21 protein-coding genes are annotated in these 21344 nt (G+C 71.7%); 9 read left to right on the forward strand and 12 right to left on the reverse strand.

Annotated features, from left to right (window positions below):
* The 3 genes from ACI79R_RS05625 to ACI79R_RS05635 all read left to right on the forward strand — a co-directional run bounded on the left by ACI79R_RS05625 (nt 1) and on the right by ACI79R_RS05635 (nt 2813).
* Complete coding sequence (locus ACI79R_RS05625) at nt 1-1236, forward strand: ABC transporter substrate-binding protein (protein ID WP_456572596.1); 1236 nt, start codon at nt 1-3, stop codon at nt 1234-1236.
* Between the two features lie 126 nt (nt 1237-1362).
* Nucleotides 1363-1638 (forward strand): ferredoxin, encoded by a 276-nt coding sequence (locus ACI79R_RS05630; protein ID WP_456572597.1) that lies wholly within the window; start codon nt 1363-1365, stop codon nt 1636-1638.
* The gene (locus tag ACI79R_RS05635) at nt 1635-2813 is read left to right on the forward strand and encodes a cytochrome P450 (protein WP_456572598.1); all 1179 of its coding nucleotides are present in this window, start codon (nt 1635-1637) and stop codon (nt 2811-2813) included. Before ACI79R_RS05630 ends, ACI79R_RS05635 begins: the two co-directional genes overlap by 4 nt.
* Before the next feature lie 86 nt (nt 2814-2899).
* Here ACI79R_RS05635 and ACI79R_RS05640 read toward each other — a convergent pair whose 3' ends face one another.
* On the reverse strand, nt 2900-3817 hold the full coding sequence (locus tag ACI79R_RS05640) for a LysR family transcriptional regulator (RefSeq protein ID WP_456572599.1): 918 nt from the start codon (nt 3815-3817) through the stop codon (nt 2900-2902).
* A gap of 113 nt (nt 3818-3930) precedes the next feature.
* Between ACI79R_RS05640 and ACI79R_RS05645 the strand changes: the two genes are divergently transcribed.
* The 3 genes from ACI79R_RS05645 to ACI79R_RS05655 all read left to right on the forward strand — a co-directional run bounded on the left by ACI79R_RS05645 (nt 3931) and on the right by ACI79R_RS05655 (nt 6510).
* Nucleotides 3931-4416: an FAD-dependent oxidoreductase gene (locus ACI79R_RS05645; protein ID WP_456572600.1), complete on the forward strand. Its 486-nt coding sequence runs from the start codon at nt 3931-3933 to the stop codon at nt 4414-4416.
* Nucleotides 4417-4496: 80 nt separating this feature from the next.
* The gene (locus tag ACI79R_RS05650) at nt 4497-5660 is read left to right on the forward strand and encodes a CaiB/BaiF CoA transferase family protein (RefSeq protein ID WP_456572601.1); all 1164 of its coding nucleotides are present in this window, start codon (nt 4497-4499) and stop codon (nt 5658-5660) included.
* A 4-nt stretch (nt 5661-5664) separates the two neighbouring features.
* Nucleotides 5665-6510 (forward strand): HpcH/HpaI aldolase/citrate lyase family protein, encoded by an 846-nt coding sequence (locus ACI79R_RS05655; protein WP_456572602.1) that lies wholly within the window; start codon nt 5665-5667, stop codon nt 6508-6510.
* A gap of 64 nt (nt 6511-6574) precedes the next feature.
* Here the strand turns inward: ACI79R_RS05655 and ACI79R_RS05660 are convergent, their stop codons facing one another.
* Both ACI79R_RS05660 and ACI79R_RS05665 read right to left on the reverse strand, forming a co-directional pair.
* Nucleotides 6575-7453 carry a LysR family transcriptional regulator gene (locus ACI79R_RS05660; RefSeq protein WP_456572603.1) on the reverse strand — a complete coding sequence of 293 codons (879 nt, stop codon included), beginning with the start codon at nt 7451-7453 and terminating at the stop codon, nt 6575-6577.
* Between the two features lie 8 nt (nt 7454-7461).
* The gene (locus tag ACI79R_RS05665) at nt 7462-8376 is read right to left on the reverse strand and encodes an intradiol ring-cleavage dioxygenase (RefSeq protein ID WP_456572604.1); all 915 of its coding nucleotides are present in this window, start codon (nt 8374-8376) and stop codon (nt 7462-7464) included.
* Between the two features lie 98 nt (nt 8377-8474).
* On the opposite strand from ACI79R_RS05665, the gene ACI79R_RS05670 reads away from it, so the two are divergent.
* The gene (locus tag ACI79R_RS05670; RefSeq protein WP_456572605.1) at nt 8475-9167 is read left to right on the forward strand and encodes a TetR/AcrR family transcriptional regulator; all 693 of its coding nucleotides are present in this window, start codon (nt 8475-8477) and stop codon (nt 9165-9167) included.
* Nucleotides 9168-9758: 591 nt separating this feature from the next.
* Here ACI79R_RS05670 and ACI79R_RS05675 read toward each other — a convergent pair.
* From ACI79R_RS05675 to ACI79R_RS05700, 6 genes are all read right to left on the reverse strand, one after another.
* Entirely contained in the window at nt 9759-10733 is a 975-nt protein-coding gene (locus ACI79R_RS05675) for an NAD(P)H-dependent flavin oxidoreductase (RefSeq protein WP_456572606.1), read from the reverse strand.
* Nucleotides 10734-10892: 159 nt separating this feature from the next.
* The gene (locus ACI79R_RS05680) at nt 10893-11861 is read right to left on the reverse strand and encodes a PDR/VanB family oxidoreductase (RefSeq protein ID WP_456572607.1); all 969 of its coding nucleotides are present in this window, start codon (nt 11859-11861) and stop codon (nt 10893-10895) included.
* Nucleotides 11858-13765, reverse strand: a complete 1908-nt coding sequence (locus tag ACI79R_RS05685; RefSeq protein ID WP_456572608.1) for an acetoacetate--CoA ligase — start codon at nt 13763-13765, stop codon at nt 11858-11860. Before ACI79R_RS05685 ends, ACI79R_RS05680 begins: the two co-directional genes overlap by 4 nt.
* The gene (locus ACI79R_RS05690; protein WP_456572609.1) at nt 13762-14736 is read right to left on the reverse strand and encodes a fumarylacetoacetate hydrolase family protein; all 975 of its coding nucleotides are present in this window, start codon (nt 14734-14736) and stop codon (nt 13762-13764) included. The genes ACI79R_RS05685 and ACI79R_RS05690 overlap by 4 nt, the downstream gene beginning before the upstream one ends.
* The gene (locus ACI79R_RS05695) at nt 14733-15689 is read right to left on the reverse strand and encodes an MBL fold metallo-hydrolase (RefSeq protein ID WP_456572610.1); all 957 of its coding nucleotides are present in this window, start codon (nt 15687-15689) and stop codon (nt 14733-14735) included. Before ACI79R_RS05695 ends, ACI79R_RS05690 begins: the two co-directional genes overlap by 4 nt.
* Nucleotides 15686-16894, reverse strand: coding sequence for a cytochrome P450 (locus ACI79R_RS05700; protein WP_456572611.1), 1209 nt, complete (start codon nt 16892-16894; stop codon nt 15686-15688). Before ACI79R_RS05700 ends, ACI79R_RS05695 begins: the two co-directional genes overlap by 4 nt.
* A 92-nt stretch (nt 16895-16986) precedes the next feature.
* Between ACI79R_RS05700 and ACI79R_RS05705 the strand changes: the two genes are divergently transcribed.
* A complete protein-coding gene (locus ACI79R_RS05705) occupies nt 16987-17589 on the forward strand; it encodes a TetR/AcrR family transcriptional regulator (protein ID WP_456572612.1) in 603 nt (200 codons plus the stop codon).
* A gap of 184 nt (nt 17590-17773) precedes the next feature.
* Here the strand turns inward: ACI79R_RS05705 and ACI79R_RS05710 are convergent, their stop codons facing one another.
* Nucleotides 17774-18730 carry a D-2-hydroxyacid dehydrogenase family protein gene (locus ACI79R_RS05710; protein WP_456572613.1) on the reverse strand — a complete coding sequence of 319 codons (957 nt, stop codon included), beginning with the start codon at nt 18728-18730 and terminating at the stop codon, nt 17774-17776.
* Between the two features lie 482 nt (nt 18731-19212).
* Here ACI79R_RS05710 and ACI79R_RS05715 point away from each other — a divergent pair, with 482 nt between their 5' ends.
* On the forward strand, nt 19213-19788 hold the full coding sequence (locus ACI79R_RS05715; protein WP_456572614.1) for a hypothetical protein: 576 nt from the start codon (nt 19213-19215) through the stop codon (nt 19786-19788).
* A 78-nt stretch (nt 19789-19866) separates the two neighbouring features.
* Here ACI79R_RS05715 and ACI79R_RS05720 read toward each other — a convergent pair whose 3' ends face one another.
* Both ACI79R_RS05720 and ACI79R_RS05725 read right to left on the reverse strand, forming a co-directional pair.
* Nucleotides 19867-20250 (reverse strand): VOC family protein, encoded by a 384-nt coding sequence (locus ACI79R_RS05720; RefSeq protein WP_456572615.1) that lies wholly within the window; start codon nt 20248-20250, stop codon nt 19867-19869.
* A 124-nt stretch (nt 20251-20374) separates the two neighbouring features.
* Nucleotides 20375-21292, reverse strand: a complete 918-nt coding sequence (locus ACI79R_RS05725) for a LysR family transcriptional regulator (protein WP_456572616.1) — start codon at nt 21290-21292, stop codon at nt 20375-20377.
* Between the last annotated feature and the right edge of the window lie 52 nt (nt 21293-21344).

A 21344-nucleotide genomic window follows, 5' to 3' on the forward strand; every position in this document is an offset into this window, starting at 1 on the left:
ATGCTCAGGTCAAGGAAGAGCTCCGGGCTCCTCGCCGCCGTCACGGTCGCGAGCGTCGCCCTGGCTGGTTGCACCACCAAGGGCAGCCAGGACGGAGGGAGCGGCGAGGGGGCCGTCACCACGGGAGTCGGCATCTCCGGCACGACGATCAACCTCGGCGTCGTCTCGGACTACACCGGCCCGTTCTCGCCGCTGGCGACCGACGCCCTGAGGGGGATCGAGCAGTACTGGGAGGCGAACAACGCCGACGGCGGTGTCTGTGGCACCTACGACGTCGAGCTCGTCGTAAGGGACCACCAGTTCAACGTCCAGCAGGCGGTGGTGGTCTACCAAGAGCTCGCCCAGGACGTCCTCGCCTTCCAGGACTTCTCCGGTGCCGCGCAGATCGCGGCCGTCCTGCCGGACCTCGAGGCCGACAGCCGGCTGGTGATGGCGAACTCAGCGACGCAGCAGCTCGTGGACAGCCCCATGGTCATGATCCCCGCCGCCCACATCGGGACCGACGCGCAGCTGACCCTGCAGTGGCTGCTGCAGAATGACACGATCGCGGCCGGCGACACGGTCGCCGTCGTCTACCAGGAGACCGACTTCGGTGAGCAGGCCAAGGAGGGCGTCGAGGAGGCCGCCGCCGCGAACGATCTGACGGTGCAGCCCTACCAGGTGAAGCCCACCGACACCGACATGACAGCAGCGGTCAGCGACGCGCTCCGGCAAGGCGCCGACGCGATCGTGGCGGCGGTGGCGCCGGCGCAGACCGCGTCCATCGCCACCGTGCTGCAGAGCGAGGGAGCAACGACCCCCATCGCGGGGGTCTACTCGAGCTTCAGCCCGGCGCTCCTCCAGTCCCCGGCGGCCGACTACCTCACGAGTCACTACACCCTGACGTCCTACGTGGCCACGTTCGAGACAGGGGCCGGCGCAGAGCTGTACGACATCCTGTCATCGGCACGTCCGGGCGAGACGATCACCGCGAATGCGGCGCTCGGATACAACGAAGCCGTGTTGATGGACGCGCTGCTGGAGGCTGCCTGCGAGGTCGGCGACCTCACGCCGGAGGGGCTGGCCGCACAGCGCGCCGAACTCGGCCCGATCGACTTCGACGGGTACAAGGTTCCCTTCGACTACACCGAGGTGGGGGAGTCACCCACCGACGAGGCGTTCGTTGTCCAGCCCGACGCCTCGGTGCCCGGGGGGCTCCGCACCGTGTCCGACGGACCGTTCAGCCTGGGGTCCTGACGGGAGCGCGAGGGGCCGCCTCGATGTCGCGGCCCCTCGCGCCCCCATGCCCGCCCCAGCGGTGACGTTTCATCACAGACGTCATCCCGTCTAGCACGCGAGAGCGGTAAGCCATACATCGATTGTATGGACGCCACGCAGAACCGATATTTGTCGTATTGGAGTCGGGGCGGCATCGTGGTCCATACAACGGAGTTGGAGGAATTCTCGATGATCGAGGTCACGGTCGACTTTGCCCGGTGCGATGCGAACGGCACCTGTGCCGCTCTCGTCCCGGACGTGTTCCGCATAGGCAGCGACGGTCTGTTGGAGCTCGTGACGGGCTCCGTGGACGATGACCGCGAGGGCGATGTCGAGGAAGCGATCCTCTGCTGCCCGGTCGGAGCCATCTCCCGGTCATGACCACCACGCTGCCCGCTTTCGAGTTGTTCTCACCCGACGCGTTCGACCACCCCGGCGGCGCCCTGCCGGGCGGTCCGCTGGCCGTCGGCACCGAAGGCCACGCCGTCCTGAGCTACGACCTTGCCGCTGCCGTCCTCCGTGACCGGCGTTTCCAGAACTCCGCGCTGCGGTTGATGGAGGACTTCGGCATCACTGCCGGCCCGGTCCACGAGTTCCGCGCACGCAGCATCATCATGGTCGAGGGAGCTCCGCACCTGAGGCTGCGGACACCCTTGGCGCGGTTCATGAGCCCGGTGACCGTGGAGAAGACGCGGCAGGCCCTGCGCGACATCGTGGCGAGCATCGTCGGACACCTCGACGACGGCGCCCCGGTCGACTTCCACGCGGCGGTCGACCGGCGCCTGCCGTCCCTGGTGTACTGCCACCTCGCCGGCGCACCGGCCACCGACGCGCCCCAGGTCCAGAGCTTGTCCGAGCGGACTCTCTCGCTGCTCAGCAGGGACCGCCGCCTGGCCTCGTCGATCCTCCAGGCCTACGACGAGCTGTTCGACTACCTCGCCCGCCTCATCGCGGACAAGCGGGAGCGCGGCCTGGGTGATGACATGCTCGCCTACCTCATCGAGGCGCACGACGCCGGGGCGCTGACCGAGCCCGAACTGCTCGCCGAGGCGACGTCGATGCTCGAGGCCAGCTCGGTCAACACCGCGCACCAGATCGGTCTCGTCGTCTGGGTGCTGCTGCGCGACCGCGCGGTGTGGCAGCGCCTGGTGCAGGACCCGTCGCTGATCCCGGCCGCTGTGGTCGAGGCCCTGCGCCTGTATCCGCGTACCGGTGTGGTGAGCAAGATCGCCACCGAGGACGTCGAACTGGCCGGTGTCACCATCCCGAAGGGCTCGGACGTGCACGTGGCGGTGTGGTCGGCCAACCGCGACCCCGAGCGCTTCGCGGCTCCCGCGCAGTTCGACCTCTCCCGCGAGCGCAACCAGCCGCTCACCTTCAGCACCGGGCCGCACAACTGCCTGGGGCAGGGGCTGGCCAAGGTGGAAATGGAGGAGGTTGTGCGCTTCCTCGCGGAGAACCACCCGGATGCCGCGGTCGTCGAGGACGGGACAAGGATCGGGCGGGTCGCCGGCAGGTGGCATGTCGAGGCACTGACGGTGGACCTGAAGCCGTAGGAGGCGGAGGGGCGGACGCGCGGGTGTCCACTACGACGTCGGAGGACTTCGCGCGCCGTGCCTTCCGCCTGGGCGGCGCCCGGCCGTCAGGCCGTCGCGAGGTCGGCGCCGTGGCGGAACAGGTTCGCGAACCGTTTCGCGATCGGAGTCACGATGCCGTCCTCGCGACGGACGAGTCCGAGCGGCAGCTCGGGCCAACCGCCTACCACCGGTACGCAGCTCAGGCCGGGGTCGTGCTCCACCATCTCGCTGCTGACCAGGGATATCCCTACGCCGGCAGCGACGAGGCTGGCTGCGGTCTGCACGGTCGGGACCGAGATGACCCGGCTGGGGCCGAGGCCGGTCGAGGCGAACCGGTCGTCGACGAGCCGCGACAGGCTGCGCGCGCCGGGCATCCTGGCGGGTAGCACCCAGGTCTCGTCGCGGAGGTCGCCCAGCTCGACGGGCCGGCCGCTGCCCAGGTTCCGGCTGCGCGGGGCGATCAGGGACATCGGGAGCGACGCGACCACTTCCACGGTGAAGGACTCGCCGTTCACCGGGGGAAGCGGCTCCTGCGGCAGGACCGGGATGACGGCGAGGTCCAGGTGGCCGTTGGCGAGGTTCTCGATCAGGGTGCCGGGGGCGGCGTCCATCAGCTCGAGCACCACCTTGGGGTGCTGCTCGAGGAAGTCCGCGATCGTCCGGCTGACCGTCCGCCAGAGGCCCATCGGCTCGGCGCCGACGCGGAGCTCGCCTTCCAGGCCGCGTCCCATCGACCGCAGCGTCGAGGACAGCCGCTGCTCCTCGGCGATGAGGCGGCGCCCGGCGGCCTGGAGGTACCGGCCGGCGGCGGTGAGGACGATGCCCCGGGGCAGCCGGTCGAACAGCGACACCCCGAGCTCCGCCTCGAGCTTTGCCATGGCCGCGCTCAGCGGAGGCTGGGAGAGGTGCAGGGTCTTCGCTGCCTCGGTGATGGACCCGGCCTCGGCCACCGCCATGAAGTACCTGACGTTCCGGATCTCCATGCGCGGAGTGTATGGCGGTGCCCAACGACCGGTATTGGAGTTCCGGGGCGCCGTCCACCATCGTAAGTGGGGGCTCTCTCGGCGTACCCGTGAGGGCCTCGACAGGAGGAGACGTGCCGGACGAGCAGCAGGTCATCGTCGTCGGCGGGGGGCCGACGGGACTGCTCACCGCGCTCGGCCTGGCGCAGCAGGGCATCGAGGTCACGGTCCTCGAGCGGGCGGCCGGACTGCAGCAGGCGCCCCGGGCCATCGTGTACCCCTGGCCGACGCTGGACGGGCTCGAGCGGCTGGATCTCCTTGAGGAGGCGTCCCGGGTCGGGTCCCTCGAGCAGGACTACGCCTACCGGGTACGCAAGACCGGCGAGGTGATCGAGTACGGCTTGCCGGCCCTGGATGCCGACACCCGTGCTCACTCCTCCGTCGGGAAGGCGAGTCCTCGCACGGCGGCGAACGAGCGACTGCTGTGCCACTCGGCCGATCCGATCCGCCTCGATCGAGAGCTGGAGCACGTCCGCTGCACGTCACGCGACCGTGAGCCGGCCGCCGAGGTCCTGCCCTCCACGAAGACCCTGGAGAGCCCGTCGTTGATCGGCATCTGACTCCGGCCTCGGGTCGTGCAGTCGTGTGCTCCGCCGTCGGTCCGTCATGGGCTCGACTTCCCACCAGCCAAGGAACTCGAATGAAGCCTCTCAGCGAGCTCACCGTCGTCGCTGTCGAACAAGCCGTCGCTGCACCGTTCGCCACCCGCCAGCTGGCCGACCTAGGCGCACGCGTCATCAAGATCGAGCGGCCAGGGGTCGGGGACTTCGCACGTGGCTACGACGAGACGGTCCACGGACTGGCCAGCCACTTCGTGTGGCTCAACCGGTCCAAGGAGTCAGTGTGCCTGGACCTCAAGACGGACGCGGGACGGGCCGCTGTGCAGGCGCTGGCGCGTCACGCCGACATCTTCGTGCAGAACCTGGCTCCAGGGGCGGCCGAACGGCTGGGTCTGGGAGCCGCCGAGCTGCGGGCCGCCGACCCGGGGCTGATCCACGTGTCGGTCTCCGGCTACGGGCCAGGCGGCCCGTATTCCGACAAGAAGGCCTACGACCTCCTGGTGCAGTGCGAGGCGGGATTGGTGTCGATCACGGGGACCGCGGAGGAGCCATCCAAGGTCGGCATCTCGATCGCGGACATCGCCTCGGGCATGTACGCCTACTCCGGCATCCTGACCGCGGTCATCCGGCGGCAGCAAACCGGTCTCGGCGCGACCATCGAGGTCTCCATGCTGGAGGCCCTCGCGGAGTGGATGGGATATCCGCTGAACTACACCCTCTACGGAGGCACCCCACCGCCGAGGACAGGTGCCGGGCATGCGTCGATCTACCCCTACGGGCCGTTCCGGTGTGGCGACGGCACCTCGGTCTTCCTGGGGCTCCAGAACGAGCGGGAGTGGGCGGTCTTCTGCGAGCGGATCCTGCGGGCCCCCGAGCTCGCGCGGGATCCGCGGTACGTGCGGAACTCGCTCCGTGTGGAGAACCGGGACGACCTACGGGCCGAGATCGAGCGCTCCTTCGCCGGCGACACCGCGGAGACGGTGATCGCCCGACTCGAGGAGGCAGGCATCGCCAATGCCCGGCTGCGTGACGTGCACGGCCTGGCGAGCCACCCTCAACTCCAGGCCCGTGATCGGTGGCGGACCTACGACTCACCTGGGGGCCCGCTGCGCGCGCTCATCCCGCCGGCGACGCCGGTGGGGTCCGAGCCGGTCATGGGGCCGGTTCCGGCGGTCGGGCAGCACACCGAGAGCGTCCTCGCGGAGTTCGGCATCGCCGTCGCCGACACCCCGGCCGAGGTGTAGTGCGGTGGCGCCGGCGACCGTGGCCGATGGTCATGAGGTGGTGCGGTCGGCCCGATCGCTCCTCTTCGTTCCGGGGCACCGGCCGGACCGGTTCGGGAAGGCCGCGCGGTCGGGTGCCGACCTGGTCGTCCTCGACCTCGAGGATGCGGTGCCGGCTGACAGGAAGGACCTCGCCCGGGAGGAAGCCGCCGCCTGGATGGCGAACGGCGGCCGGGCGTGCGTCCGTATCAACGACGCCGCCCACCCGGTGCACCGCAGCGATGTGGCGGCCTTGGCCGGCCTTCCCGGCCTGCTGGCCGTCATGCTCGCGAAGGCCGACGACCCGGCACAGGTCGCGGGCGTCGCCGTCACGGCGGGAGTGCCGGTGATCGCGCTGGTGGAGTCGGCACTGGGGGTGGCGCGCTCCGCCGAGATCGCAGCCGCTCCCGGTGTCGCCCGGCTGGCCTTCGGGCATCTCGACTTCGCCCTGGACATCGGTGCCGAGCCCACGTCCCGGTCGATGCTGCACGCGCGCTCGACGCTCGTGCTCTCCTCGGCAGCGGCCGGTCTGCCCGGACCGCTGGACGGCGTGACCACGAATCTGGACGACCCCGACGTCCTCCGGACCGACGTGGCGCATGCGCGATCGCTCGGCATGCGGGGAAAGCTGCTCATCCATCCACGGCAGGTGGCTCCGGCCCACGCCGCGATGCGACCGGGGGACGAGGAGATCCGGTGGGCCGTCCGGATCGTCGAGGCGGTTGACGGGCCGGAGGCTGCGCGGATCGACGGGCACATGGTGGACGCGCCCGTGCTGGCCCGGGCCCGCACCGTCCTACGGGACGCCGATCGCGACGCGCCGGTGGGGTGATCCTGTCGGGACGCCTCCCGAGACGGCGACCCCGCCACTGACGTCGAGCCGGCACCGCCCGACGTCACCTGGCCGAACCGGCCGAGACGAAATCGAGGAAGGCCCTGGCGGCTTGCCCGGTCGGACCGTACCGCTGGGTGATCGCGCCGTAGGTACGGAAGGCGTTCGCGTCGGTGAGCGGGATCATCGTGGTGGAGGTCGTCTCGCCGCCCGGCGGGACGGGGACGATCGCGATCCCGGACCCGTGGCGAACGAGTGCTCGCAGTGTCGACAACTCGGTCGCCTCGATCCTGATGCGCGGAACGATCCCGGCGTCGGCGAACAGCCGGTCGACGGCGTGCCGCAGGCCGTACTCCGGCCCCAGCGCCACCATCGACCGCTCGGACAGCTCCGTGATCGAGATGCTCGCCCGTCCCTCGAGCTCGTCGCCCGGAGGCACCTCGAGGCACAGCAGCTCCCGTCCGAGCGGTACCCACTCGACGTCCTCCGCGGTGGGCTGCGGAGCCACGAACCCGACATCGACGCGACCGCTCCGCACCGCCTCGACGATGAAGTCCGCCGCGCCCCCCTCCAGCTCGAAGGTGACGCTGGGCGCCAGCCTGCGGTAGCGATCTAGCAGGGACGGGACCAACCAGCCGCCGAAGGAGTGCAGGAACCCCAGCGACACGACGCCGCGCGCCGGGTCGACCAGCGTGCCGATCCGCTCCGCCCCCTGGGCGAGCTCCCTGATCGCTCGGGCGGCGTGGGCCTGGAAGACCTCGCCGTACTTGTTGAGGCGGAGACGGTTTTGCTGGCGGTCGAACAGGCGGACCCCCAGCTGCCGTTCCAGCCGCCCGAGCGCCCGGGAGAGGGTCGGCTGGCTGATGTGCAGTTGTTCGGCGGCGTTGGTCACGTTCGCGGTCCGGGCCAGCGTGATGAACCACTCGAGCTCGCGTACCTCCATGGCAGGGCCTACGAGACCCTGAGGCCGGTCGACGGCGGTGAGGCGTCGGCGAGCACGAGGTCGAAGGTGAGGGTGCGGAACGGGTTGGCCAGCCCGACCTCGGCGGCGCGGGCGGGGTCGTCGACGGTGCCGACCTCGCGGATCAGGCTCTCCTTGACCCCGAAGACGGCGTCGGAGTCCAGATAGGGGGAGTCGGCGACGAACACGTGCGTGGTCACCGGCCGGTGCCCCGGCGCGGTGACGATGAAGTGCAGGTGCGCCGGGCGGTTGGGGTGCCGCCCGGTCGCGGCCAGCAACTGGCCGACCGGGCCGTCGTCGGGGATCGGGTAGTAGCGCGGCACCACCGAGCGGAACCAGAACCGGCCCTGCTCGTCGGCGGTGAACAGCCCGCGCAGGTTGCCCGGCGGCTGGACTTCGGGCTGCTGGACGTCGTAGAAGCCGTCCTCGTTGGTCTGCCAGACGTCGACGGTCGCGCCGGCCAGCGGCTCGCCGTCGGGCCCGGTGACCTGACCCGACACCAGGCAGGGGGTGCCCTTGCCGTCCAGCGCGATGTCGTCGCCCAGCTGCCGGGGCGGGGACTCGACCATGTGGAAGGGCCCCAGCACGGTGGACTCGGTCGAGGTGCCGCCGGTGCGGTGGTTGACCGTCTCCACCAGCATCGACACCCCGAGGACGTCGGACAGCAGGATGAACTCCTGCCGCACGTCGTCGCTCATGTGCCCGGTGCGGGTGAGGAAGTCGATCGCGAACGCCCACTCCTCCTCGGTCAGCTCCACGTCCTTGACGAACGCGTGCAGGTGCCGCACCAGCGACGTCAGCACCTCCCGCAGCCGCGGATCCGGCGTGTCCGCGAAGCTCGCGGCCACCACCTCCGCCGACCGCTCCTCGCTGAACAACTCCCGTGCGCCAAGGCCGATGCCCATCACCACTCCTCGGAGCTGCTGACGCCTACGCCGACAAATATGAGTGACAGTTCATACTCTGTTGTGACGCACGTCAACCCCTCACGTAGGGTCGGCCCGTGAGCATCGAGCCCTTGCCCGTGCCACCGGCCCGTCAGGCCCGGAGTCGTGTGACGCAGGACCGCATCCTCGTCGCGGGGACCCGGCTGCTCGAGGAAGGAGGACCCGAGGCCCTCACCGTGGCGGCGGTCGCGGAGGCCGCAGGAGTCGCCGTCGGGAGCGTGTACACGCGATTCGGTGACAAGGAGCGTCTACTGGGTGCGATCCAGGTCCGCTTCACCGAGGAGTTCAGCGACGAGTTCCGTCAGCGGGTGGCCGTGGCCGGACTGACTTCGGCCACGTCGCCCGCCAGGGTGATCGCCACAGCGGTGCGCGGCGTCGGTGAGACGTTCGCAGCACATGAGCCGCTGTTCAGGGTCTTTCTTCTGCTCGGGACGCGGAGCCAGATGGCCTTCGACGTGGGTGCGAGAGCCAGCGTCGAGGGTGGGCGCGCCTTCCGGGACTTCGTGATGCTGGCCGCTGCGTCGCTCCGGCACCATCCCGACGTCGAGGTGGCGACCGACTTTGCCTTCCGGCTCACCTTCGCTGCTTGTGCCCACCGTGTCGTGCACGGTGCGCACCTGGAGTCCGCCCGCCCTCTGAGTTGGGAGGAGATGATCGACCAGCTGTGCTTCGCGGTCGCGGCATACCTGCTGACGTCGGCCGACCTGATCGACGGCGGTGCCGTCGTCGGCGCGACGTTGCGCGATTAAGGCGTGCTACCCCAGACATGAACGGTCGCTCACGTTCGTGGCCGCCCAGATCCAATCGTCGATCAACCGCGGTCTGCTGCGTCCCGCGTATCTTGGTTCCGGCCGCTTACTGGCCACCAGCTGAGCCCGGCGTCCGGTTCCGTCCCCTCGAGGCCGAGGGATGGCGTCGTCAGTCGAGTTGACGAACGAGCGCGAAGGTCCCGTACAGCAACCGGTACAGCAACGTGGCGCGGACGGCGGCGGACCGGCCTCAACTGCGAAGAATGCGCCCAGTCGCTGACCTGCGCGAATGGCGTAGCGACGGACCTCGACGGACCCCGCGGAGCAAGCTGGGGGTCAAGGGGTCGCAGGTTCAAATCCTGTCAGCCCGACAGAGCAGGACGGAGGCGGGTCACCCGAGGGTGGCCCGCCTCTCGCGTCTGTGGAGCAACGGGCGTATGACGACCCTTCTGGGCGAGCCTGGGACGGGTGGGGTCACAGCCGCCGCAGCTCGCACGAGGTGCCACTCGACCGCGCCCCGGTACGGGTGCGGTGCGGCCGGAGTACTTCGACGGTCACCTCGCACCGACCAGGTGCGGCGCTCCCGTCGTCTCACACGGCGGCGGGCGCGATGACCGCCGCGTCCAGGGCGGCCTTGGCCTCGGTGTACTCGCGGGTCAGCCGGGCGACGAGCTCGGCGGCGGGGACGACGGCGTCGACGACGCCGATGCCCTGACCGGAGCCCCAGACGTCGCGCCAGGCCTTGGCACCGCCGTCGGAGCCGAAGCTCATCGCCGAGGGGTCGGACGTGGGCAGGTCGGCCGGGTCGAGGCCCGCCGCCACGATGGACCCGGCCAGGTAGTTGCCGTGCACGCCGGTGAAGAGGTTGCTGTAGACGATGTCGGCGGCGGAGCTGTCGACCACCATCTGCTTGTAGCCCTCGGCGGCCTGCGCCTCGGTGGTGGCCAGGAACGCCGAGCCGACGTAGGCCAGATCGGCGCCGGCGGCCTGGGCGGCGAGCACCGACGAGCCGTGTGCGATCGCGCCGGACAGCGCCAGCGGCCCGTCGAACCAGCGGCGGATCTCCCGGACCAGCGCGAACGGCGACGTCGTCCCGGCGTGGCCGCCCGCGCCGGCCGCGACGGCGATCAGGCCGTCGGCGCCCTTGTCGATCGCCTTGTGCGCGAACCGGTCGTCGATCACGTCGTGCAGCACGATGCCGCCGTAGGAGTGCACGGCGTCGTAGACGTCCTCGCGGGCGCCGAGCGAGGTGATCACGATCGGCACCTCGTGCTCGACGCACAGCGCGACGTCGTGCTCGAGCCGGTCGTTGGAGCGGTGCACGATCTGGTTCACCGCGTACGGGGCCACGGTGGCGCCGGTCGCCCGGGCCGCGGTCAGCCGCTCGTCGATCTCGGTCAGCCAGTCACCGAGCTGGGCGGCCGGGCGGGCGTTGAGCGCCGGGAAGGAGCCGACGACGCCGGCCGAGCACTGGGTGACCACCAGGTCGGGGCCGGAGACGATGAACATGGGCGAGGCGACGACCGGCAGGCTCAGCCGGCCGCGCAGCACGTCAGGAAGGCTCACGGCGGGGCTCTCCTCGGGGTTCTCGGGACGGCGGGGGCGGCGGGAACAGCGGCTCCCGGCCGACGGGGACCGGGGAGCTGTCGGCTGGTGTCGGCTGCGCACCGGGGCCGGTGCAGCCACGAGCTCCGCAGCCGGCCTCGCGTCGGCGCCATGGCTCCGCTACAGGTCGAGGACCAGCCGTGGTCCCCGGGCGCGGGACACGCAGATCATCATGGTTGTCCCTGCGCTCTGCTCGGCCGGGGTGAGGACCGAGTCGCGGTGGTCGACGTCGCCGGCGAGCACGGGTGTCTCGCAGGACCCGCAGGTGCCCTCCATGCAGGAGGTGACGACGGCCACCCCGGCGGCCTCGACGACGTCGACGATCGACTGGTCGGCCGGCACGGTGAGCTGGAGGCCGGACCGCCTGAGCTCCAGGTCGAACCTCGATGTCGGTCCGGCGAGGGCGTCCTCGTCGGCCGAGAAGCGTTCGAGGTGGAGGGCATCGGCCGGCCATGCGGTGGTGTGGTGGCGTACGGCGTCCAGCAAGGGTCCTGGCCCGCACGCGTACACGACCTCACCGGGGTGCGGGTCGGTGAGGGCTTGCGCGAGGTCGAGCAGTCCGTACTGGTCCTGGGGGCGCAGGACCACGCGGTGGCTCCCGTAGCCGTGCAGTTCGTCGCGGAAGGCCATCGAGTCGCGGGTGCGTCCGCCGTAGAGAAGGGTCCAGTCCGCTCCACGGCGCTCGAGGAACTCGATCATGGGCAGCACGGGGGTGATGCCGATGCCGCCGGCGATGAACCGATAGCGCGAGGCCGCGACGAGGGCGAAGTTGTTGCGCGGCGGGCTGACCGGTAGTCGTTGCCCGGGCTGCAGCCGGTCGTGGACGTGGACCGAGCCGCCGCGTCCGGTGTCCTCCCGCAGGACGGCGACGGCGTAGCTGGACCGGTCGGTGGGGGAGGAGCAGAGGGAGTACTGGCGGATGCCGATGTCCTGGCCGAGGTGCAGGTCGATGTGGGCTCCGGGTTCCCAGCGTGGCAGGTCCTCGCCGCCGGGGTGGGCCAGTTCGACGAGCACGACGCCCTCGGCCTTGGGGGTCTTGCTGCGGACGGTCAGCTGGAGCAGACCGCCGGCCGGGTCGGTTGCGGTCATCGGGTGGCCCGCCGGTGCTCGCCGATGCGGGTGTACTCGGCCAGCAGCTCGGGTCGGTCGACCGATTCGGGTTGGACCGGCTCCGGGTGGCCGGAGAGCAGGTTCTTGACGGGGACCTCGAGTTTCTTGCCCGTGTGGGTGTGCGGGATGCCGGACACCTGGATGACGTCGTCGGGGACGTGGCGGGGGGACACGGTCGTGCGGACGGCGTCCTCCACCGCTCGGGTGAGGGCGGCGTCGAGGGTGGTGCCGTCGGTGAGGGTGACGAAGAGGGGCATCCAGTAGCCGCCGTCGGGCTCCTCGATGCCGACGACGAGGGCCTCGCGGATGCCGGGCACGCGTTCGGCGGCCTCGCAGATGTCGGCGCTGCCCATGCGGATGCCGTGCCGGTTGAGGGTGGCGTCGGAGCGGCCGTGGACGACGACGGTGCCGCGGCTGGTGAGGGTGATCCGGTCACCGTGGCGCCAGACGCCGGGGTACTGGTCGAAGTAGGCGGCGAGCAGCCGGTCGCCACCCGGGTCGTCCCAGAAGCCGACCGGCATCGAGGGCATCGGCGAGGTGATCACGAGTTCGCCGACCTCGTCGACGACGGGGTGGCCGTCGGCGTCGAAGGCGTGCAGATCCACCCCGAGGCACCGGACGGCGATCTCGCCGACGGGGACGTCCACGGTGGGCACCGCGCCGACGAAGGCGCTGACGACGTCGGTGCCGCCGGAGGTGGAGGCGACCACCACCCCGGGCCCCAGCACCGAGGTCGCCCACTGCTGCACGGTGGGGGTCAGCACCGATCCGGTGCAGCCCACCATCCGCAGGGCAGCCAGGTCACCTGCCGCGGTGGGGTCGAGGTCCTGCTGCCGGGTGGCGGCGAGGAAGCCGGGGCTGACGCCGAGGTGGGTGATGCCGGCCCGGCCGGTGAGCTCCCACACGGCGGCGGGGGTGGGTGCGCCGTCGAAGCAGTGGATGGTGGCGCCGCGCAGCAGGGCTCCGGTGCGGAGGTTCCACAGCATCCAGTTCAAGGTCGTGTACCAGAAGAACTGATCCCCGGGCCGGACGTCGAGGTGGATGCCCAGGGTCTTCAGGTGTTCGACGACGACACCTGCGTGGCTGTGCAGGATGCCTTTGGGCACGCCCGTGGTGCCGGAGCTGAACAGCACCCACAGGGGGTGGTCCGCCGGCAGCGGCGTCGGGTCCAGGCCGTCGTGGGGCGCGCCGACCGCATGCGCCCAGGCCACCGTGTCGGGGAGGTCCGCGGGGGGACCCACCAGCACGGTGCTGCCCAGGTGGGGCAGTGCTGACCGCAATGCCTCCACCTGAGGTGTGCGGTCGACCCAGGAGCCGCGGTGCCGGTGTCCGGACGCGGCCACCAGCACCCGAGGGGAGAGCTGGGCCAGGCGGGCGATGGCGGCGTCTGCCTCCAGGTCGGTGCCGCAGCTGGCCCAGACCGCCCCGAGGCTGGCCGCGGCCAAGAAGGCCACGACCGCTTCGGGACGGTCGGGCAGGTAGCCGACGACGCGGTCGCCGACGCGCACGCCCAGGTCGGTGAAGGTGGCGGCCATGGCGGCGACCTGGTGCTCGAGGTCGGCCCAGCTCAGCTCCACCCTGCCGCCGTCCTCGTCGTGACCGACGACGGCTGCACCGGTGCGACGTCGACGGAAGACCTGGCGGGTGTAGTTGAGCCGCCCGCCGGGGAACCACCCGGTCGCGGGCATGGGTGCGTCGTCGCTGACCCGGTCGGGTGTCCGGGCCCAGTCGACGTCGAAGAACTCGGCGACGGCGGCCCAGAACTCGTCGCGGTGCTGCACCGACCAGCGCCACAGGGCGTGGTAGTCCTCGGTCGCCGAGGGACCGCCGCGGCGCGCTGCGAACTCGGCGAAGTCGGTGACGACGGGGCGCGGGGCACTCATGTCGGGCGCACCCAGGTGCGTCCGGCGCGGACCAGCCCCGTGCGGGCCGGCGGCACCGGGTGCGGGTCGACGCCGGCGACCACGGTGTTGGAGACCCGGCCGATGCCCTCGGCGACGAGGGTGACGACGTCGCCGGGGGCCAGCGGCGGCGGTTGGTCGGTGCCGGTCTGGGCCCAGTGCTCCAGCAGGGACCCGGCCCCGCACGTCCCGGACGCGAGCACGTCACCGGTCCTCAGCTCGGCGCCGCGGGAGGCGAAGGCCACCATCTCCTCGAACGACCAGGACATGTTGGCCGAGGTGTCGTCCCCGCCGGGCAGCGGCGTGCCGTTGAGCTCGCCGTGCAGGCGCAGGGCCAGCCGGTCTCCGCTGCGGTAGGGCTCGAGCTCGTCGGTGGTGACGATCCAGGGACCGAGGGTGTTGGCGAAGTCCTTCCCCTTCACCGGCCCCATCCCCACCGGGATGACCGGTGCCATCAGGTCCCGGGCGGACCAGTCGTTGAACAGCGTGTAGCCGGCGATGTGGTCGGCGGCCTGCTCGACGGTGAGGTTCTTGCCGGGCCGTCCGACGACGGCGGCGAGCTCCACCTCGAAGTCCAGCCGGTGGCAGCCCGGGGGGACCTCGACGTCGTCGTCGGGACCGACGACGGCGTTGGAGTTGGAGAAGTAGAACAGCGGCTGGTCGTACCAGGCCGGCGGGGGTTCGGGATGGCTGAGCAGCTTCAGGCTGCCCTGCAGGTGCTCTTCGAAGGTGAGGAAGTCGCGCAGCGTGGGCGGCTGGACGGGGGCGAGCAGCCGTACCCGGGACAGGGGGATCCGGGTGTCCCGGTGGTCCCCGACCAGGGTCTGCCTCTCGGACGGGGTCGCGGCGAGCAGCTGTTCCACCGTGGTGCCTGGGGTCAGCAGCTGGACCTCGTCGTCCTCGACGATGCCGACGCGGGTCGCGCCCTCGTGCAGGATGCGGGCGATCTTCACGACGCGGCTCCTCCGCGGGCCTGGGCGCGGTGCAGGGCCATGTGCTCGAAGTGCTCCAGCCGGGTGGTCGGTGGCCGGTCGGGGTCCAGCTCCTCGTAGACGCTCACCACGTTGGTGGCGATGCGTTCGTGCTCGACCATGTCGGCGAACGGGGCGAGGTCGATGTCGGCGACCGCTTCCTCGGCCGACATCCCGGCCCGGAACCGCGTGGTCGCCTCCCGCAGGACGTAGTCGAGGTAGTCGCGGACGCGCCGGACCCCCGTCACGTCGGTCACCGGCCCGTGACCGGGGACGACGACGTCGGGCTCGAGGGCGACGATCGCGTCGCAGGCGGCGATGCACCGCGACAGCGGCCCGTGCCAGACCAGCGGCGCCGCGCCGGCGAAGACGATGTCGCCGGTGAAGACGACGGCGGCGTCGGGCACGTGCACCAGCAGGTCGCCCTCGGTGTGCGCCGGCCCCACCTCCAGCAACCGCACCCGGCGACCGCCGACGTCGAGGTCCAGCTGGCCGGTGAAGGTGCGGGTGGGGGGAGCAGGGCTGATGCCGGACAGGTCGAAGGTCCCGCAGACCTCGCGCACGAAGTCGCCGATCCGGTCACGGCGCTGCCACAGGGTCGCGAAGGTCGTGACCGAGTCCGGTGTCATGACCGCGGCAGCGGCCTCGGTGGCGATGACGTCCACGCCCGGGCTGGCGGCCAGTTGGTTGCCGAACCAGTGGTCGCCGTCGGAGTGGGTGTTGACCACGGTCCGGATGGGGCTGTCGGTGGTGTACGGCTGGAACCCCTGCAGCATCGTCGCGGTGTGCAGCAGGTCCATGTGCGTGTCGACGAGCAGCGACTGCCCCTGGCCCACGACGAGGCCGCAGTTGTTCTCCCCCCAGTGCCCAGCTCCCAGCAGCCAGGCGTGGCAGTCACCTCCCAGCGCGCGGATCCCACCCCGGCGGCCGGTCACCGGGCACCGTCGGCCGGGACGAGGCGGACCGGCAGGGAGCTGAACTTGCGGACGGTCTGGCTGGGGTCGCGGACGGCGTCCCCGGTCCGCTCGAACCGGGCGACGTGGTGGCTGAGCTCGGTGAGGATCGAGGTGACCTCCAGCCGGGCCAGGGGCTGACCCAGGCACAGGTGCACCCCGGTGCCGAAGGAGGTGTGGGTGCGGGCGTTGTCCCGGGTGATGTCGAGGTCGTCGGGGTCGGAGAACTGGGCCGGGTCGCGGTTGGCGGCGCCGAACAGGACACCCACCGACGCCCCGGCCGGCAGGGTGGTGCCGGCGATGTCGACATCGGTGCGGGTGTGGCGGTAGAAGACGCGGAACGGCGCCTCGTAGCGCAGCAGCTCGTCGACCGCGTTGGGGATGAGGTCGGGCCGGGCGCGCAGCAGCTCCCACTGGTCGGGGTGGTCGATGAACGCGTTGATGGAGTTGCCCAGCAGTGCCCCGGTGGAGTCGATGCCGGCCAGCCAGATCGACCCCAGCGTCATCAACCGCTCGGCGCCGGCCGCATCCAGCGCGCCTCCGGCCCCGCCCTCGTCCATGATGAGCCGCCCCAGGCAGTGCGCGGGCATGCCCGGGATGCCCTCGGTGACCATCCAGCCCAGGGCTTCACCCAGCAGCTCGCTGTGCCGCGGGGTGCCGGCCGGCTCCTCCGCGCGCACCACGGCGTCGCTCCAGTCGACCAGCATCTGCGGGCTGGGCGGGGTGAGCCCGGTCAGCAGCTGCATCGCGCGGTCGGGCATGGGCTGGGCGATGGCCTGCACGACATCGACGTCACCGGCCTGCACCGCAGCGCCGACGATCGCCGTGGCGGCCTCACGGATCGCCGGCCCGAACGCGTCGATGGGCCCCTTGGCGAAGGAGGGCTGCACGGCTCGCCGGATGCGGGTGTGCTCCGGGGGATCGCTCTCTAGCAGCGGGAACCGTTCGGTGCGGACCGTGGCGCCGGAGTAGGTGACCCCGTCCCCCGAGACGAAGTCCGCGTGCCCGCGCAGGACCTTCGTGGCCGCGGCATGGCTGGTGACGTACCAGGCATCGCGTCGGGGCACGTAGACCAGCGGGCCCTGCTCCCGCAGCCGTGCGTAGAACGGGTACGGGTCGGCCAACGCGTCGGGCCCGTAGGGGTCGAGCTCGACCTCTGCGGACGTCGGCGTCGCTACGTTGGTCATGGCAAACCTCCCGGATGGTGTGTTGCACTGGAGTGCAGCAGCGGAAGTTTGCACTGGGGTGCAAAATGTGTCAACGGTCATAAGGAGGCGCGTTGAGCGAGTCCGCCGAGCCGGATCGGGCGCGGTCACGTGCGTTGGCGACCCAGGACCGCCTCTACCGGGCCGCCGCCGACCTGTTCGCCGAGCGGGGCTACGAGGACACGACGATGGCGCAGATCGCCGACCGCGCCGGCACCTCCCGACGCACGGCCTTCAACTACTTCCCCAACAAGAGCGACATCCCCATGCTGTGGGTGCGGCGGCTGGCCGACGTCGCCGTGCGGGTCGTCGCCGAGGACAGGACCAGCGGGGGACTCGACCGCATACGCGCGTTCTTCTCGCTGATCTGCCGCATGGTCCAGGACGAACCCGACGTGTCGCGCCAGATGATGATCGGCTGGACCGCCGCCACCGGACCCATCAGGTACGAGTCCGCCTTGCTCGTCGACCTCTGCCCGCTCATCGACGCCGGCAAGGCCCGCGGGGAGATCGCTGGTGACCTCGACACCGCGACGGTGGCGCGAACCCTCAGCGACGTCCTCCTCGGCGCCGTCTTCCGCTGGGTCCGCGAATACGACCGATCCACCTCCGTCGCCGCGCACGTGGACGCCGGCATCGATGTGGTCCTGCGAGGCCTACGGCCGAGCGACGCCTGAGCTCTGGACGCGGTGCGCCGGTCGTGTGGCCACCGGTGCAGCAACGCTGCTCGGACCAGGGTGCTCGCTCCCGAACGTCAGCGAGTGCCTCTGACGTGTCCAGGCAAGCGAGTGCGGTCACAGGGGTGCTGTACCGCCTCCTCCGGCGGTCCGGACCCCGTGTGCCGCTCGACCGGCCGTCGGATCAGTAGCCGTCGCTGGTCATGACCCGGATCGGCGCACCGGCACGGAACGCCCGGATGTCGTCGACGATGTCGTCGTAGAACACCTGCATCGTCTCGGTGGTGACGTAGCCGATGTGCGGGGTGACGACGGTGTTCGGCAGGGAGCGGAACGGATGGTCGACGGGCAGGGGCTCCTGGCGGAACACGTCCAGGGCGGCTCCGGCGATCTGACCGGAACGCAGCGCGTCGGCCAACGCGTCCTCGTCGACGAGCTGCCCCCGTGAGGTGTTGACCAGCACCGCGTCAGGACGCATCGACCGGATCTCCGCACGCCCGACGAGGTCGTGGGTCGTCTCGCCGAGGACCATGTGGATCGTCACGACGTGCGAGGTGGCGAACAGCTCCTCCCTGGACGCCAGCCGGACGCCGTGCTCGGCGCACCGTTCGGCGGTGAGATGTGGGCTCCAGGCCTGGACGTCCATCCCGAACGCGAGGCCGACCCGGGCCACGGCGGCTCCGAGGCGTCCGAGCCCGACGATCCCGAGCGTCTTGCCGGTCAGGCCGGTGCCGACCGTGTGTTGCCATCCACCGGACCGGATCGCGGCATCCTCGGCGGGGATGCGCCGGACGAGCGAGAGGACGAGGCCCCAGGTCAGTTCCGCCGTGGGGAGGAGCAAGCCCCCGGTGCCGCAGACCGTGATCCCGAGGTCCGCCGTCGCGGTGAAGTCGATCGCCTGGTTCACCATGCCCGTCGTCACGATCAACCTCAGCCGCGGCAGCTCCTCCAGGACCTCCCGCGTCAGCGACGCACGCTCGCGCATGGCGACGACGACGTCCGCGCCCTGGAGGGCAGTCACGAGGTCCTCTCCCGCGAGGTGCGTGGAGAGGGACTCGACGGAGACGTCCCCGCCGAGGGTCGACCACTCACCCATGTCGCGAGCGAGACCCTGGTAGTCGTCCAGCACGACGACGTGCACGTAGGTGCCTCCGGGTGAGCGAGGTGGGCCGACGAGGGCCAGGGGTCAGCCGGACCACTCGGACGGGCCGGAGCGGGATGGGCAGGAGCGGCCGACGGCGTCCGCGAGCGGCCGTTCCCCGTACTGGCCGCAGCGTCGTCACCGGTCCTGACCCTGTCAAGGTGCCGGGACGACGTGCCCTGGATCGCCGCGGCGCGGATGACCGATTACCTGCCGAGCGCTCGCGAATCGCTCAGGAGCGGGGTGTTCCGGCCGAGCGGTTCCCCGCCCGGCACGGGCCTCAGCCAGCCGGGTCGAGCCGGGCCGGAGGCGTGGGGGTCCGGCCCGGGTGACGCGCGGAGGGCCCGGACCCCCGAACGGCAGTCGAGCGAGAGCCGGGCGCCACCACGGTCACAGGCCGGTCCCGGGCGGATGCCAGCCGGAGCACAGGAAGCGCGCCGAGATTCGGCCCGACGGCTGGAGGGTCCGGCCGACAGGAGGACATGGTGCGCAAGAAGCTGATCGTCGCCGGCGCTGCCGGCGTGCTGACCCTGGCCGGTCTCGGGGTGGCCCTGCCCGCCCTGGCCGACGAGGAGACCCCCGCGGGGAGCTCGACGTCGGAGGACCGCATCCGCGACGCCCTCTCCGATCTGGTCGAGGACGGCTCGATCACCCAGGAGCAGGCCGACGAGGTGGCCACGACCCTCAGTGACGCCGGCCTGGGCGGGCACGGTGGACACGGCCCCGGGGGTGGGCGGGTCTCCCTGTCGGCGGCCGCGGAGACCCTCGGCATGACCGAGGACGAGCTGCGCACCGCCCTGGAGGCCGACGGCGCCTCGCTGGCCACCGTCGCCGAGGGCCAGGGCGTCGCCGTGGACGACCTGGTCGCGGCGCTCGTGGCGGCCCAGACCGACCGCATCACCGAGGCGGTGACCGCCGGCGACCTCACCCAGGAGGAGGCCGACGAGCGCCTGGCCGACCTGGAGGAGCGCGTCACCGAGTGGGTGAACAGCACCGACCTCGACGGCCTGCGCGGCGGCCCCGGCCCCGGCCCCGGCCGCGGCGGCGACGGCGACTGACCCACCTGCGCCGGCGGCGCCGCCCCGGACGGGGCGGCGCCGCTGCCGCGTGCGCGCCCCTGCCGCCGGCCGGTCCGCTCAGCGCTGGTCGCGGCGCAGGGGGTGGTCGTCGGGCACCTCGACGAGCGCGATCCGCACGCCGTCGGGGTCCTCGAGCCACATCTCGACCAGGCCCCAGGCCTCGGTCCGGGGCGGCCGGGTGACGGTCACGCCGGCGGCGGCCAGCCGGTCGTGCTCGGCGGCGACGTCGCGGACCTGGAGCCACAGCGCCATCCCCGCCGGTGGGACGTCGGACCGGCCCGAGACCTCCAGCAGCCCGTTGCCGAGGAAGAAGACGACACCGCGGTGCTCGGGCGGGCCGAACTCGCGGTACACGGCCAGGCCGAGGACGTCGCGGTAGAACGCCTGGGACCGCGCCGGATCCGACGGGCGCAGCAGGATGCGACTGGTCAGGACCTCCATGGCGGCATCCTCGCCTGCCGGGGTCCGGTGCGCCCGTGTCGGCTGTGCGGATTTCCGGCGAGGGGAGACGACGGCAATGTGTATACAGTAGTCTCCGAACGTGCGACCGCCGCCTTCCTCGCCGTCACCCGCGATCGGGGGAGGCGCTCCGGGCCCGCAGGGTGGCGGTCGCCAGATCGACGAGCTCGGTGACGAGCCGGTTGCCCTCGAGCTCGCGCCGCCAGCCGACCATGAAGCCCAGCGGCGCCACTCCGGTCACGGGGACGCCGACCAGCCCCGGGCGCGGGTAGAACGCCATGACCGAGGCCGGCGTCGTCGTCAGGCCCTGGCCGTCCTCCGCTGCCTGCAGCCATTCCTCGGCCGTCTCGACCACGGCGCCGACCGGCCGGTCGCCGATCTCGGCGGCGAGGGTGTGCACCGCCATCCACTCCCGGATGACCGGATCGCTGTCGTGGCCGCGGACCACGATGGCCGGGTGCCCGGCGAGGTCCTCGGGGTGCAGCTCGGTCCGGTCGGCGAGCGGGTGGTCGCCGGGCACCAGGACGATCCGCGGCTCCTCGCTGATCCGCACCAGGCGGACCCCGGGGTGGGGGAGCGGGTTGCGCAGCAGCGCGACGTCGGTCTCGCCGGTGAGCAGTCCGGCGTAGGGGTCGGTGAAGGGGAAGCTGCGGATCTCGACGCTGACCAGAGGGTTGCGACGGCGGAACTCCCGCAGCAGCGGTGCCTGGAGGTCGCCGGCGCCCTGGGCCACGAACCCCACCCGCAACCGGCCCGCCGACGCCGCGGCGACGGCGCGGCTGCGGATGATGCCGTCGTCCAGTGCGGTCAGGGCCGCCTTCACCGCGGCGAGGAACTCCTCCCCGGCGGGGGTGAGCGCCACCCGGTGGGTCGTGCGGTCGAACAGGCGCGTCCCCACCTGCCGCTCGAGGTCCTTGATCTGGGAGCTGAGGACCTGCTGGGCGATGTGCAGGCGCTGGGCGGCGCGGGTGAAGCCGAGTTCCTCGGTCAGCACCACGAAGCGGCGCAGCACCTCGAGCTTCACAGCTTCCGGACTGTAGACCCACGCGCAACTCCGTCTATCCGATGACCGTGGC

The sequence above is a fragment of the Blastococcus sp. SYSU D00820 genome (assembly GCF_054050695.1).

Bases quoted from the DNA above. Each gene is read 5' to 3' on its own strand.
- ACI79R_RS05625 (WP_456572596.1), top strand. From the start codon at position 1: ATGCTCAGGTCAAGGAAGAGCTCCGGGCTCCTCGCCGCCGTCACGGTC.
- ACI79R_RS05680 (WP_456572607.1), bottom strand. From the start codon at position 11,861: ATGACCGCAACCGACCCGGCCGGCGGTCTGCTCCAGCTGACCGTCCGC.
- ACI79R_RS05720 (WP_456572615.1), bottom strand. From the start codon at position 20,250: ATGGAGGTCCTGACCAGTCGCATCCTGCTGCGCCCGTCGGATCCGGCG.
- ACI79R_RS05685 (WP_456572608.1), bottom strand. From the start codon at position 13,765: ATGAGTGCCCCGCGCCCCGTCGTCACCGACTTCGCCGAGTTCGCAGCG.
- ACI79R_RS05665 (WP_456572604.1), bottom strand. From the start codon at position 8,376: ATGGGCATCGGCCTTGGCGCACGGGAGTTGTTCAGCGAGGAGCGGTCG.
- ACI79R_RS05650 (WP_456572601.1), top strand. From the start codon at position 4,497: ATGAAGCCTCTCAGCGAGCTCACCGTCGTCGCTGTCGAACAAGCCGTC.
- ACI79R_RS05660 (WP_456572603.1), bottom strand. From the start codon at position 7,453: ATGGAGGTACGCGAGCTCGAGTGGTTCATCACGCTGGCCCGGACCGCG.
- ACI79R_RS05635 (WP_456572598.1), top strand. From the start codon at position 1,635: ATGACCACCACGCTGCCCGCTTTCGAGTTGTTCTCACCCGACGCGTTC.
- ACI79R_RS05700 (WP_456572611.1), bottom strand. From the start codon at position 16,894: ATGACCAACGTAGCGACGCCGACGTCCGCAGAGGTCGAGCTCGACCCC.
- ACI79R_RS05630 (WP_456572597.1), top strand. From the start codon at position 1,363: ATGGACGCCACGCAGAACCGATATTTGTCGTATTGGAGTCGGGGCGGC.
- ACI79R_RS05640 (WP_456572599.1), bottom strand. From the start codon at position 3,817: ATGGAGATCCGGAACGTCAGGTACTTCATGGCGGTGGCCGAGGCCGGG.
- ACI79R_RS05715 (WP_456572614.1), top strand. From the start codon at position 19,213: ATGGTGCGCAAGAAGCTGATCGTCGCCGGCGCTGCCGGCGTGCTGACC.